11 protein-coding genes are annotated in these 12,760 nt (G+C 66.8%); 6 read left to right on the forward strand and 5 right to left on the reverse strand.

The features are described from left to right. Positions 1–2 precede the first annotated feature (2 nt). On the forward strand, positions 3–908 hold the full coding sequence (locus G3N94_RS35325; RefSeq protein WP_205798682.1) for a M48 family metallopeptidase: 906 nt from the start codon (positions 3–5) through the stop codon (positions 906–908). 208 nt (positions 909–1,116) lie between these two features. After that, positions 1,117–2,175 carry an NAD(P)-dependent alcohol dehydrogenase gene (locus G3N94_RS35330; protein ID WP_205798684.1) on the forward strand — a complete coding sequence of 353 codons (1,059 nt, stop codon included), beginning with the start codon at positions 1,117–1,119 and terminating at the stop codon, positions 2,173–2,175. A gap of 138 nt (positions 2,176–2,313) precedes the next feature. On the opposite strand, the gene G3N94_RS35335 is transcribed toward G3N94_RS35330, so the two are convergent. The 5 genes from G3N94_RS35335 to gatC all read right to left on the reverse strand — a co-directional run bounded on the left by G3N94_RS35335 (position 2,314) and on the right by gatC (position 7,423). Next, positions 2,314–3,084 (reverse strand): exodeoxyribonuclease III, encoded by a 771-nt coding sequence (locus tag G3N94_RS35335; protein WP_205798686.1) that lies wholly within the window; start codon positions 3,082–3,084, stop codon positions 2,314–2,316. A gap of 52 nt (positions 3,085–3,136) precedes the next feature. Then, complete coding sequence (locus G3N94_RS35340) at positions 3,137–3,976, reverse strand: polyphosphate kinase 2 family protein (protein WP_205798688.1); 840 nt, start codon at positions 3,974–3,976, stop codon at positions 3,137–3,139. Between the two features lie 112 nt (positions 3,977–4,088). Further along, positions 4,089–5,561 carry an Asp-tRNA(Asn)/Glu-tRNA(Gln) amidotransferase subunit GatB gene (gatB, locus tag G3N94_RS35345; protein WP_205798690.1) on the reverse strand — a complete coding sequence of 491 codons (1,473 nt, stop codon included), beginning with the start codon at positions 5,559–5,561 and terminating at the stop codon, positions 4,089–4,091. 3 nt (positions 5,562–5,564) lie between these two features. Further along, on the reverse strand, positions 5,565–7,055 hold the full coding sequence (gatA, locus tag G3N94_RS35350) for an Asp-tRNA(Asn)/Glu-tRNA(Gln) amidotransferase subunit GatA (RefSeq protein WP_205798692.1): 1,491 nt from the start codon (positions 7,053–7,055) through the stop codon (positions 5,565–5,567). Positions 7,056–7,123: 68 nt separating this feature from the next. Then, positions 7,124–7,423 carry an Asp-tRNA(Asn)/Glu-tRNA(Gln) amidotransferase subunit GatC gene (gatC, locus tag G3N94_RS35355; RefSeq protein ID WP_205798694.1) on the reverse strand — a complete coding sequence of 100 codons (300 nt, stop codon included), beginning with the start codon at positions 7,421–7,423 and terminating at the stop codon, positions 7,124–7,126. Between the two features lie 366 nt (positions 7,424–7,789). On the opposite strand from gatC, the gene G3N94_RS35360 reads away from it, so the two are divergent. The 4 genes from G3N94_RS35360 to mrdA all read left to right on the forward strand — a co-directional run. Next, positions 7,790–8,833: a rod shape-determining protein gene (locus G3N94_RS35360; RefSeq protein ID WP_004189550.1), complete on the forward strand. Its 1,044-nt coding sequence runs from the start codon at positions 7,790–7,792 to the stop codon at positions 8,831–8,833. Positions 8,834–8,957: 124 nt separating this feature from the next. Further along, positions 8,958–10,076, forward strand: coding sequence for a rod shape-determining protein MreC (gene mreC, locus G3N94_RS35365; protein WP_205798696.1), 1,119 nt, complete (start codon positions 8,958–8,960; stop codon positions 10,074–10,076). Beyond that, positions 10,073–10,585: a rod shape-determining protein MreD gene (gene mreD, locus G3N94_RS35370; RefSeq protein ID WP_205798698.1), complete on the forward strand. Its 513-nt coding sequence runs from the start codon at positions 10,073–10,075 to the stop codon at positions 10,583–10,585. The genes mreC and mreD overlap by 4 nt, the downstream gene beginning before the upstream one ends. A 149-nt stretch (positions 10,586–10,734) precedes the next feature. After that, positions 10,735–12,760 (forward strand): penicillin-binding protein 2 (mrdA, locus tag G3N94_RS35375; protein ID WP_205798700.1); only part of this gene is annotated, 2,026 nt, incomplete at its 3' end.

Here is a 12,760-nt window from a genome sequence, read left to right on the forward strand (position 1 = left end):
CCATCTCCACACCGTCCGCGCCATCCACGCCACTGCCCGCCGCCGCCGAGCCGGCCCAGCCGACGGGCGCGGCCGCACCCGCGAGGGCGTACACGCCGACACCGCAGCAAGTCCGCTTCGGTGACGCGACCGCGTTCCGCACGCTGATTCCGTCGCAACTGCTCGAGCAACTGACCGCGAGCGAATACGCGCAGATCGTGCTGGCCGCCGCGCAGGCCGACCGGCTGCTGCCCGCGAACCAGCCGCGCGTGAAACGCCTGCGCGCGATCGTCGCGAAGCTCGCGCCGTATTCGGTGAAATGGAATGACCGGGTCAAGACGTGGTCGTGGGACGTCAACGCGATCCGCTCGCGCGACATCCGCCTGGCGTGCCTGCCCGGCGGCAAGATCCTCGTCTACGGCGGGATGCTCGACAGCGTCCGGCTGAACGACGACGAACTCGGCGTGCTGGTCGCGCACAGCATCGCGCACGCATTGCGCGAGCATGCGCGCGGCAATTTCAGCGATCCGTCGCAGACGTCGCTGCGCGCGGCGACGTTGCCGCCGCTGTTCGGCGTCGGCGATCCGCTGCCGCAGCCGCTGAACCTCGGCGAGCGTCTGCAGACGCTGCGCTACGACCCGACCGACGAGACCGAAGCCGACGTGATCGGCGGCGACATCGCCGCGCGCGCGGGCTTCGACCCGCGTGCCGCGATCACGCTGTGGGACAAGCTCGCGGTCGCGACACGCGCGAACAAGGCGACCGGCTACATTTACGCGCATCCGTACGGCGCGGCGCGCCGCCAGGACCTGCTGAACCGCCTGCCGGACCTGCTGCCGCTGTATGCGAAGGCGATCGGCAAACGCGTCGACACGCTGCCCGACTATGCGGGAATCAGCGCGCAGCGGCGCAAGGTTGCGCGCCGCTGAACGGCGGCGCAGCAAGAGAAACCGGCTCGCAATCCAGCGCCCTGAAAGCGCTTTTCCGGCGATTCGGCTGCACTTCGAGAGAATCAGGCAAATCTTCGCGACCTTCAGGTATTTCACTACGACGGCGCGCTCCTTACGATAACGTCCTGTCTCGCCGCACTGCAGCATGGTGCGACGGCAGTCACATTTGCCGGACAAGGAGCCCCGCATGAGCACAACCTATGCCTTTGCCGCGGCCGACGCGCAGTCGCCGCTCGCCCCGTTCGAATTCCAGCGCCGCGCGCTGCGCGATCTCGACGTGCAGATCGAGGTCCTCTATTGCGGCGTCTGCCACTCGGACCTGCATCAGGCCCGCAACGAATGGAAGAACACGATCTATCCGGTCGTGCCCGGCCATGAGATCGTCGGCCGCGTGACCGCGACCGGCCCGCAGGTGTCGCGCTTCAAGGTCGGCGAGCTGGTCGGCGTCGGCTGCCTCGTCGATTCGTGCCGCACCTGCGCGAGCTGCGCGGAGGGGCTCGAGCAGTATTGCGAGAACGGGTTCGTCGGCACCTACAACGGCCAGGACCGCGTGACCGGCGACATCACGTACGGCGGCTATTCGACGCAGCTCGTCGTCGACGAGGCGTTCGTGCTGCGCGTGCCGGACACGCTCGACCCGGCCGGCGCGGCGCCGCTCCTGTGCGCGGGGATCACGACGTATTCGCCGCTGCGCCAGTGGAACGTCGGCCCCGGCAAGAAGGTCGGCATCGTCGGGCTCGGCGGCCTCGGTCACATGGGCGTGAAGCTCGCGCGCGCGATGGGTGCGCACGTCGTGCTGTTCACGACGTCGCCGTCGAAGGTCGACGATGGCAAGCGGCTCGGCGCGCACGAAGTGGTGATCTCGAAAGATCCGGCGCAGATGAACGCGCACCTGAACAGCTTCGACTTCATCCTGAACACGGTCGCCGCGCAGCACGACCTGAACCCGTTCCTGCATCTGCTGAAGCGCGACGGCACGATGACGCTCGTCGGCGCGCCGGAGCACGACCATCCGTCGCCGCAGGTGTTCAACCTGATCTTCAAGCGCCGCCGTCTCGCGGGCTCGCTGATCGGCGGGATCGCCGAGACGCAGGAAATGCTCGACTTCTGCGCGGAGCACGGGATCACATCGGATATCGAAACGATTCCGATGCAGCAGATCAACGCCGCTTACGAGCGGATGCTGAAGAGCGACGTGAAGTACCGGTTCGTGATCGACATGGCGTCGATCAAGCCGAAGAACTGAGCATCGAGTACTGAGCGCAGGGCGCAGCACGACGGAAGGCGGCGCACGCCCCCACCGTGCGAAGCAAAACGGGCCGCGATATTTTCGCGGCCCGTTTTGCATGCAGCGCCCGCTGCATGCGGCCCTGCCTGGCGCCGCTTACTTGTAGTCGTAATCCACCGTCAGCGGCGCATGGTCGCTGAACTTGATGTCGCGGAAGATCGACGTTTGCTTCGCGGTGCTTGCGATCCCCGGCGTCGCGATCTGGTAGTCGATCCGCCACCCGACGTTCTTCGCATACGCCTGGCCGCGGTTGCTCCACCACGTGTACTGCTCGGGGCGCTGGTCGAGCGTGCGGAACACGTCCACATAGCCAACGTCGTCGAACAGCTTCGTCAACCACTCGCGCTCTTCCGGCAGGCAGCCGGAATTCTTCTGGTTGCTCTTCCAGTTCTTGATGTCGATTTCCTTGTGGACGATGTTCACGTCGCCGCACAGGATCACCTCGCGCTTCTTCTTCAGCGCGGCGAGATGCGGCATGAACTCGTCCATGAAGCGGTACTTCGCCTGCTGGCGCTCGTCGCCGCTCGAGCCGGACGGCACGTACACCGACACGACCGACAGCTTGCCGTAGCGCGCCTCGACATAGCGCCCTTCCGAATCGAATTCGCTGCTGCCGAAGCCGATGATCACGTCATCGGGCTCGTGGCGGCTGTACAGGCCCGCGCCGCTGTAGCCCTTCTTCTCGGCGTGGTGGAAATAGCTCTTGAAGCCGTGCGGCTCGACGAATTCGGCCGGCAGGTCGTCGGCCGAGACCTTGATCTCCTGCACGCACACGCAATCGGCATTCTGCTCGCCGAGCCAGTCGAAGAAGCCTTTCTTCGCGGCGGAGCGGATGCCGTTCAGGTTGGCGGTAATCACACGCATCATGTCGGGTTTCCGTTCTGGGTTCTCAGGTTCACATCGTAGCGCCATGCCGCGCCTAGCTGATCTTCACGCCTTCCAGCTCCGGCTTCGGCGGCGGGAATTCGAGCTTCATGTCGGTCAGCGTACGCAGCAGCAGCTCGGCGATCATCACATTGCGGTGCGTCTTCGAGTTCGCCGGAATCACGTACCACGGCGCATGCTCGGCCGACGTCGCGGCAAGCGCGTCGCGATACGCGAGCTGGTACGCATCCCAGTGCTTGCGCGCATCGAGATCGGAGATGTCGAACTTCCAGTGCTTGGTCGGATCGTCGACCCGCGCCTGCAGCCGGTCGCGCTGCTCGTCCTTCGAGATGTGCAGGAAGCACTTGACGATCGTCGTGCCGTTCTCGACGAGCATCGTCTCGAAGTCGCGAATCTGCCGATAGCGGCGCTCGCATTCCTTCTCGTCGATCCCGCCCAGCACGCGCGGCACGAGCACGTCTTCATAGTGGCTGCGGTTGAAGATCGCGAGCTCGCCGGCCGCCGGCACCTGCGCGTGCACGCGCCACAGGTAGTCGTGCGCGGTCTCGATCGGCGTCGGCGCCTTGAACGACACGACGCGCAGGCCGAGCGGGTCGACCTCGCGGAACACCGCACGCACGGTGCCGTCCTTGCCGCTCGTGTCCATCCCCTGCAGCACGAGCAGCACGCGCCGCTTCTGCTGCGTGTGCAGCCGTTCCTGCTGCACGTCGAGCTCCATCGAGACCGACGACAGCCGTTCGCGGTCGGTTTCCTTCGCACCCGACGAGAACGGCTTCGCGGACGGATCGAACGCGTCGAGCGTGAACGCCGCGGCGTCCTTCTCGCGCGTGTGGTACGGCACCCGGTAGTCGTCGAGCGACGGTTGTTTCGCCATGCGTTCCTCCGTGTGACGGCGCGCACGCGGCGTGCGCACCAGTTGCAACGGGCCGCCCCGAACAGGTTCGGCGGCGGCCCGTCGTCAAGCGCGGTTCAGGCGTGCGCCCGTCTTACCCGAGCTTCTTCTTCAGCAGTTCGTTGACCTGCTGCGGGTTCGCCTTGCCCTTCGTCGCCTTCATCGCTTGGCCGATCAGCGCATTGAACGCCTTTTCCTTGCCCGCGCGGAATTCCTCGACCGACTTCGCGTTCGCGGCGAGCACCTCGTCGATGATCGCTTCGAGCGCGCCGGTGTCGGAAATCTGCTTCAGGCCCTTCGCATCGATGATGCGATCGGCGGCGGCTTCGTCGGTCGCCTTCTCGTCCCAGATCATCGCAAAGATTTCCTTCGCGATCTTGTTCGAGATCGTGCCGTCGGCGATGCGTTGCAGCACCAGCGCGAGCTGCGCGGCCGACACGGGGATCGCGTCGATCTCGATGCCGTCGCGGTTCAACTGCGACGATACGTCGCCCATCAGCCAGTTCGCGGCGATCTTCGCGTTCGCAGCGCCTGCCTTCGCGACCACCGCCTCGAAATACGCGGCCATCGCCTTGCTCGACGTCAGCACGCCCGCGTCATAGGCCGACACGCCGTACTGCTCGACGAAGCGCTGCTGCATCGCAGCCGGCAGCTCGGGCATGCCGGCCTGCACGCGCTCGACCCAGTCCGAGCCGATCACGAGCGGCATCAGGTCCGGATCGGGGAAGTAGCGGTAGTCGTGCGCGTCTTCCTTGCTGCGCATCGAGCGCGTCTCGCGCTTGTCCGGGTCGTACAGGCGGGTTTCCTGCACGACCTCGCCGCCGTCCTCGATCAGTTCGATCTGGCGGCGCACTTCGTAGTTGATCGCTTCTTCGAGGAAGCGGAACGAGTTCAGGTTCTTGATCTCCGCACGCGTGCCGAACTTCTCCTGGCCGACCGGGCGCACCGACACGTTCGCGTCGCAGCGGAACGAGCCTTCCTGCATGTTGCCGTCGCAGATGCCGAGCCACACGACGAGGCCGTGCAGCGCCTTCGCATACGCGACCGCCTCGGCCGCGCTGCGCATCTCCGGCTCGGTGACGATCTCGAGCAGCGGCGTGCCCGCACGGTTCAGGTCGATGCCCGTCATCCCCGCGAAGTCCTCGTGCAGCGACTTGCCGGCGTCCTCTTCGAGATGCGCGCGGGTCAGGTTGATCGTCTTCGAATATGCGTCCTTGCCGGCCTTTTCATTCGCGGGCACCTGGATCGTGATCTGGCCGCCCTGCACGACCGGAATCTCGTACTGGCTGATCTGATAGCCCTTCGGCAGATCCGGGTAGAAGTAGTTCTTGCGCGCGAAGATGCTACGCGACGCGATGGTCGAGCCGATCGCGAGGCCGAAGCGGATCGCCCGCTCGACCGCGCCGCGGTTCAGTACCGGCAGCACGCCCGGCAGCGCCAGGTCGACCGGGCAGGCCTGCGTGTTCGGGTCCGCGCCGAACTGCGTCGGCGCGCCGGAGAAAATCTTCGAGACGGTCGACAACTGCGCGTGCGTCTCGAGACCGATAACGACTTCCCATTGAGTCATGGCTTACACCCCCGCCGGAACTTGCTTGTGCCAGTCGGTCGCACGCTGGAACGCGTCGGCGACCTGCAGCATCCGGGCTTCGTTGAAATAGTTGCCGATGATCTGCAGGCCGACCGGGCGCTTCGCATTCGCGCCCGCGCCGAAACCGCACGGCACGCTCATGCCGGGCAGGCCCGCGAGGCTCACCGACAGCGTATAGATATCCGCAAGATACATCTGCACCGGATCGTCGCCCTTCGCGCCGAGATCCCACGCGACCGTCGGCGATGCCGGGCCCATGATCACGTCGCAGGACTTGAACGCTTCCTGGAAATCGTTCGCGATGATCCGGCGGATCTTCTGCGCCTGCAGGTAGTACGCGTCGTAGTAGCCGTGCGACAGCACATAGGTGCCGATCAGGATGCGGCGCTTCACCTCGGGGCCGAAGCCTTCCGCGCGCGACTTCTTGTACATCTCGAGCAGGTCGCCGTACTGCGCGGCGCGATGGCCGAAGCGCACGCCGTCGAAGCGCGACAGGTTCGACGATGCCTCGGCCGGCGCGATCACGTAATAAACGGGGATCGACAGCTCGGTCTTCGGCAGCGACACCGGCACGAGCGTCGCGCCGAGCGCTTCATACTGTTTGAGCGCCGCGTCGACCGCCGCGCGCACGTCGCCGGCGAGGCCGTCGCCGAAGTATTCGTTCGGCAGGCCGATGCGCAGGCCCGCGAGCGGCTTGGCCGCATCGTTGCCCGGCGCCCACGGCTGGCCGAGGTGGCGCGTGAAATCCTCGTCGTCGCGCTCGAGGCTCGTCGAGTCGCGCTCGTCGAAGCCCGCCATCGCGTTGAGCAGCAGCGCGCAGTCGGCGGCGCTCTGCGCCATCGGGCCGCCCTGGTCGAGCGACGACGCGAACGCGATCATCCCGTAGCGCGACACGCGGCCGTAGGTCGGCTTGATGCCGGTCACGCCCGCGAACGACGCCGGCTGGCGGATCGAGCCGCCGGTGTCGGTGCCGGTCGCGGCCGGCGCGATGCGCGCGGCGACGGCGGCCGAGCTGCCGCCCGAGCTGCCGCCCGGCACCGCGTTCGTGTCCCACGGGTTCTTCACGGGGCCGAATGCGGAGTTCTCGTTCGACGAGCCCATCGCGAACTCGTCCATGTTGGTCTTGCCGAGCGTGACCATGCCGGCCGCCGACAGGCGGGCGACCACGGTCGCGTCGAACGGGCTCGCGTAGTTCGCGAGCATCTTCGAGCCGGCGGTCGAGCGCCAGCCGCGCGTGACGAACACGTCCTTGTGCGCGATCGGCAGGCCCGTGAGCGGGCCGGCCGCGCCGCGCGCGAGCTCGGCGTCGGCGGCCTTCGCCTGCGCGAGCGTGAGCTCGGCGTCGACATGGACGAACGCATTCAGGTGCTGAGCGGCGTCGATCCGCTTCAGGTAGTGCTGGGCCAGCTCGACGGCCGAGCATTCCTTGGCGGCGAGCGCAGCGCGCAGTTCGGTCAGGCTTTTTGCGTGCATTGAGTGGTTTTCCTGGGAATTCTTGGGCGCGTACGCGCGACGCGGCGCGCACGCTTGTCGTCGAACGCTTACTCGATCACCTTCGGCACGAGGTAGAGGCCATCCTGGACGGCCGGTGCCGGACGCTGGTTATCGTCGCGGTTCACGGCTTCCGTGACGGCGTCGTCGCGCAGACGCTGCGCGACTTCCTGGATCTGTTCGATCGGGTGGGCGAGCGGCGCGATGCCGGTGGTATCGACTGCCTGCATCTGCTCGACGAGGCCGAAGAATTCATTGAGCTGGCCAAGCGTATGCTCGGCGTCGGCGTCGGCCATTTCGAGCCGCGCAAGGTGCGCGATGCGTTTCACATCGGTCAGGGTCAGGGCCATGCGGTCACCGGAAAACAAGGCGGCGCAGCACACGAAAAGCGGCGCTGCGGCGGGGGTTGGAGGGCGCGATGCCACCCTCAAAAATCGGGTACGAAGCGGGAAAAATACCACCCGTTTCGATTCAAATACCGCGAAATTATAAGGTATCATTACGCGTTCGACCCAACCCGGCAGCCTTTTCCCGCACCGTTTCGCCCCGCTTCGGCAAGCCGTGCGAGCTTCGTGCGATCTCCGGTAGATATCACTCGCAGCTTCGAGCGCCGCGGCGGCCGCTTCCGCCACGATCCGAGGCTGTTATTTTTTCCGCTGCCGCCCTCAAGCGCTGCTCGCCACGCAGGGCCGGCCCAGAGCGAAACAGGATTCTGAATGTTCGGTTTTTTGCGCAGCTACTTCTCCAACGATCTGGCGATCGACCTCGGCACCGCAAACACCCTGATCTACATGCGCGGCAAAGGCATCGTGCTCGATGAGCCGTCCGTCGTGTCGATCCGCCAGGAAGGCGGCCCCAACGGCAAGAAGACGATCCAGGCGGTCGGCAAGGAAGCCAAGCAGATGCTCGGCAAGGTGCCCGGCAACATCGAGGCGATCCGCCCGATGAAGGACGGCGTGATCGCCGACTTCACCGTCACCGAGCAGATGATCAAGCAGTTCATCAAGACGGCCCACGAGTCGCGGATGTTCTCGCCGTCGCCGCGCATCATCATCTGCGTGCCGTGCGGCTCGACCCAGGTCGAGCGCCGCGCGATCAAGGAAGCCGCCCACGGCGCCGGCGCGTCGCAGGTCTACCTGATCGAGGAGCCGATGGCGGCCGCGATCGGCGCGGGCCTGCCGGTGTCGGAAGCAACCGGCTCGATGGTCGTCGACATCGGCGGCGGCACGACCGAAGTCGGCGTGATCTCGCTCGGCGGCATCGTGTACAAGGGCTCGGTGCGCGTCGGCGGCGACAAGTTCGACGAGGCGATCGTCAACTATATCCGCCGCAACTACGGGATGCTGATCGGCGAACAAACCGCCGAGGCGATCAAGAAGGAAATCGGCTCCGCGTTCCCGGGCTCCGAAGTCAAGGAAATGGAAGTGAAGGGCCGGAACCTGTCGGAAGGCATTCCGCGCAGCTTCACGATCTCCAGCAACGAAATCCTCGAAGCGCTGACCGATCCGCTGAACCAGATCGTGTCGTCGGTGAAGATCGCGCTCGAACAGACCCCGCCGGAACTCGGCGCGGACATCGCGGAACGCGGGATGATGCTGACGGGCGGCGGCGCGCTGCTGCGCGACCTCGACCGCCTGCTCGCGGAAGAAACCGGCCTGCCGGTGCTCGTCGCCGAAGATCCGCTCACCTGTGTGGTGCGAGGCTCGGGCATGGCACTCGAGCGCATGGACAAGCTGGGCAGCATCTTCTCGTACGAGTGATCGTCTAGGCAGTTCCCCGATATGGCGCACCTTCGGCGTGGCCGGCTCGCTCGCTCAGATCGAACCGCCGCGCCGTTTGCGCGTCTGAGCATCATTTAACCGATCACAGCGCCCGGCGCCGACCATGGAATACAGTCCGCCGCCCCTCTTCAAGCAAGGCCCTCCCGCGCTCGCGCGGCTCATCTTCTTCGTCGCCGTCGCGATCGCACTGCTCGTGTCGGACGCGCGCTTCAACACGCTCGAGATCGTCCGCGGGGTGCTCGGCACCGTGCTGTATCCGCTGCAGCGCGCGGCGCTCGTGCCGCGCGACCTGTTCATGGGCGCGGCCGACATCGCCGCGACCGGCGCGACGCTGCGCCACGAGAACGACCAGCTGCGCGCGCGCAACCTGCAACTGTCGACCCAGGCCAACCAGGCCGCCGTGCTCGTGCAGGAGAACGCGCACCTGCGCGCGGTGCTCGAACTGCGTCAGCACATCGCGACGCAGGCGACGCCCGTCGAGATCCAGTACGACACGAGCGACCCGTTCACGCAGAAGATCGTGATCGGACACGGTTCGCAACAAGGCATCCAGCACGGCGCGCCCGTCGTCAGCGAGGACGGCGTGGTCGGCCAGGTCACGCGTGTGTTCCCGCTGCAGGCCGAAGTCACGCTGATCACCGACCGCGATCTCGCGATTCCGGTCCAGGTGCTGCGCACCGGCCTGCGCAGCGTGATCTACGGCACGCCGAAGGGCGATTCGCTCGACCTGCGCTTCGTGCCGACGAGCGCCGACGTCGTCGCCGGCGACGAGCTCGTGACGAGCGGCCTCGACGGCGTCTATCCGCCGGGCCTGCCAGTCGCGAAGGTCGTGCGCGTCGACAAGCTCGCCGACACCGCGTTCGCGCGCGTGACCTGCGCGCCGGTCGCGGCCGTGCGCGGCGCGCGGCAGATGCTGGTGCTGCATTACCAGAACGACATTCCGCCGCGCCCGGTCGAGCCGGACCCGGCCGCAGACAAGAACGCGAAGGGCGGCAAGAAGGGCGCGAAGCCCGCCGCGAAAGCGGCGGACAAGGCCGCCGACGCAGCCGCTAAGCCGGCCGCTGCAAAACCTGACGCTGCGAAGCCTGACACTGCGAAGCCCGACGCAAAGCCTGACGCAAAGCCGGGCGCCAAGCCGGCGCCCGCTGCGAATCGCGCACCGGCCCAACCCGCCGCCGCACCCGCGAAGCCCGCGGCCGGGCAATCAGGAGCCCAGCGATGAACCGCCCGCAATACATCCTGCAGCCGGTCAATCCGTACTTCATCGTCTTCAGCCTCGCCGCCGCGTTCCTGCTGAACCTGATGCCGTGGGGCCGCCTGCCCGGCGTGCCCGACTTCGTCGCGCTCGTGCTGCTGTTCTGGAACATCCACCAGCCGCGCAAGGTCGGGATGGGCGTCGCGTTCGCGCTCGGCATCCTGATGGACGTGCACGACGCGGGCCTGCTCGGCGAGCATGCGCTCGCGTACACGCTGCTGTCGTATGGCGCAATCACGATCCACCGCCGCGTGCTGTGGATGCCGATCGGCGTGCAGGTGCTGTACGTGACGCCGCTCCTCGTCGTCGCGCAGCTCGTGCCGTTCGTGATCCGCCTGCTGATGGGCGCCGCGTTTCCCGGCTGGCGCTATCTGGTCGACGGCTTCGTCGAAGCCGCGCTGTGGCCCGTCGCGAGCCACCTGCTGCTGATGCCGCAACGCCGCCCGGTCGATCCGGACGACACGCGCCCCATCTGAGCCGCAGCCGCGCCGCCAGGACCTCGCCTTGAACCCCCGCCGCCCTTTCGTCAGCCGCGCCCGCCGCGTCCACCGCGTGCCGCGCCACGGGGCGGCGCCACGCCCGTCGCGCGCCCGTGCCCCGCACGGATCCGATCGACCGTAACCGCATGACCGAATTCAACGACACCCAACAGCAGCTCTCGAAGTTTCGCCTCCGCGTCGCGGCGGCGGGCGTGTTCGTGTTCGTCTGCTTCGGGCTGCTCGCGAGCCGCTTCTTCTACCTGCAGCTGTTTCAGCATGGCAAGTACGCGCTGCAGGCCGAGGAAAACCGTATCTCGGTCGCGCCGATCGTGCCGAACCGCGGCATTATCACCGACCGCAACGGCGTCGTGCTCGCGAAGAACTACTCCGCGTACACGCTCGAGATCACGCCGTCGAAGCTCGACGACACGCTCGACAACACGATCGACAAGCTGTCCGCGATCGTCCAGATCGACGCGCGCGACCGCCGCCGTTTCAAGAAGCTGCAGGAAGACTCGAAGAACTTCGAGAGCCTGCCGATCCGCACCCGCCTCACCGACGACGAAGTCGCGCGCTTCACCGCGCAGCGCTTCCGCTTCCCCGGAGTCGACGTGCGCGCGCGGCTGTTCCGCCAATATCCGCTCGGCACGACGGCCGCGCACGTGATCGGCTACATCGGCCGCATCTCGAAGCGCGACCAGGACAAGATCGACGCGATGAGCGACGACAACGACAGCGATCAGGAACATTACGATCCGCGCCGCGACGCGAACAACTACAAGGGCACCGACTACATCGGCAAGATCGGCGTCGAGCAGAGCTATGAAACCGAGCTGCACGGCCTGACCGGCTTCGAGGAAGTCGAGGTGACGGCGGGCGGCCGGCCGGTGCGCACGTTGTCGCGCACGCAGGCGACGCCCGGCAACAACCTCGTGCTGTCGCTCGACATCGGGCTGCAGCAGGTCGCCGAACAGGCGTTCGCCGGCAAGCGCGGCGCACTCGTCGCGATCGAGCCGAAGACGGGCGACGTGCTCGCGTTCGTGTCGTCGCCGAGCTTCGACCCGAACTCGTTCGTCGACGGCATCGACCAGCAGACCTGGGACGAGCTGAACAACTCGGCCGACAAGCCGCTCCTGAACCGCCCGCTGCACGGCACCTACCCGCCGGGCTCGACCTACAAGCCGTTCATGGCACTCGCGGGCCTGACGCTCGGCAAGCGCACGCCGGGCTGGGGCATCCAGGATCCCGGCTACTTCACGTTCGGCGGCCACACGTTCCGCAACGACGTGCGCTCGGGCCAGGGTTTCGTCGACATGAACAAGGCGATCATGGTGTCGAACGACACCTACTTCTACATGCTCGCGCGCGACCTCGGCGTGAACGCGATCGCAGGCTTCATGAAGCCGTTCGGCTTCGGCCAGATCACCGGCATCGACATCCAGGGCGAGGCGCGCGGGATCCTGCCGTCGCCGGACTGGAAGCGCAAGACCTTCAAGAAGGCCGCGCAGCAGAAGTGGTTCGACGGCGAGACGATCAGCCTCGGGATCGGCCAGGGCTACAACTCGTTCACGATCCTGCAGCTCGCGCACGCGACCGCGACGCTCGCGAACAACGGCGTCGTGATGAAGCCGCACCTCGTGAAGGAAGTCGAGGATCCGATCTCGCGCGGTCGCCACCTCACGGTACCGAAGGAAAGCGAAGTGATCCCGCTCAAGCAGTCGGACATCGACGTCGTGAAGCGCGGGATGGAAAACGTGATCGAGAACCCGTCCGGCACCGCGTACAAGGTGTTCCGCGGCACGCCGTACCTCGCCGCCGGCAAGACCGGCACCGCGCAGGTGTTCTCGCTGCAGGGCGGCAACTACAAGGGCCACCTGCTCGCCGAGCATCTGCGCGACCACGCGCTGTTCATCGCGTACGCGCCCGTCGACCAGCCGAAGATCGCGCTCGCGCTGATCGTCGAGAACGGCGGCTGGGGCGCGCAATCCGCAGGCCCGATCGCGCGCCGCGTGCTCGACTTCTACCTCGTCGAGCACCAGAACCCGCAAAACGAGGCAGCCGCCGTCGCGGCCGCCGCGTCGGCGACCGAGCCGATCAACTCGCCGGTGATCGGCGATGCGGCCAGGGCCATCACCGTCGCGGCCGGCTTCAAGGCGCTGCCGCAGCCGGTCG

Source organism: Burkholderia sp. Ac-20353, assembly GCF_017104785.1.
Classification (GTDB): domain Bacteria; phylum Pseudomonadota; class Gammaproteobacteria; order Burkholderiales; family Burkholderiaceae; genus Burkholderia.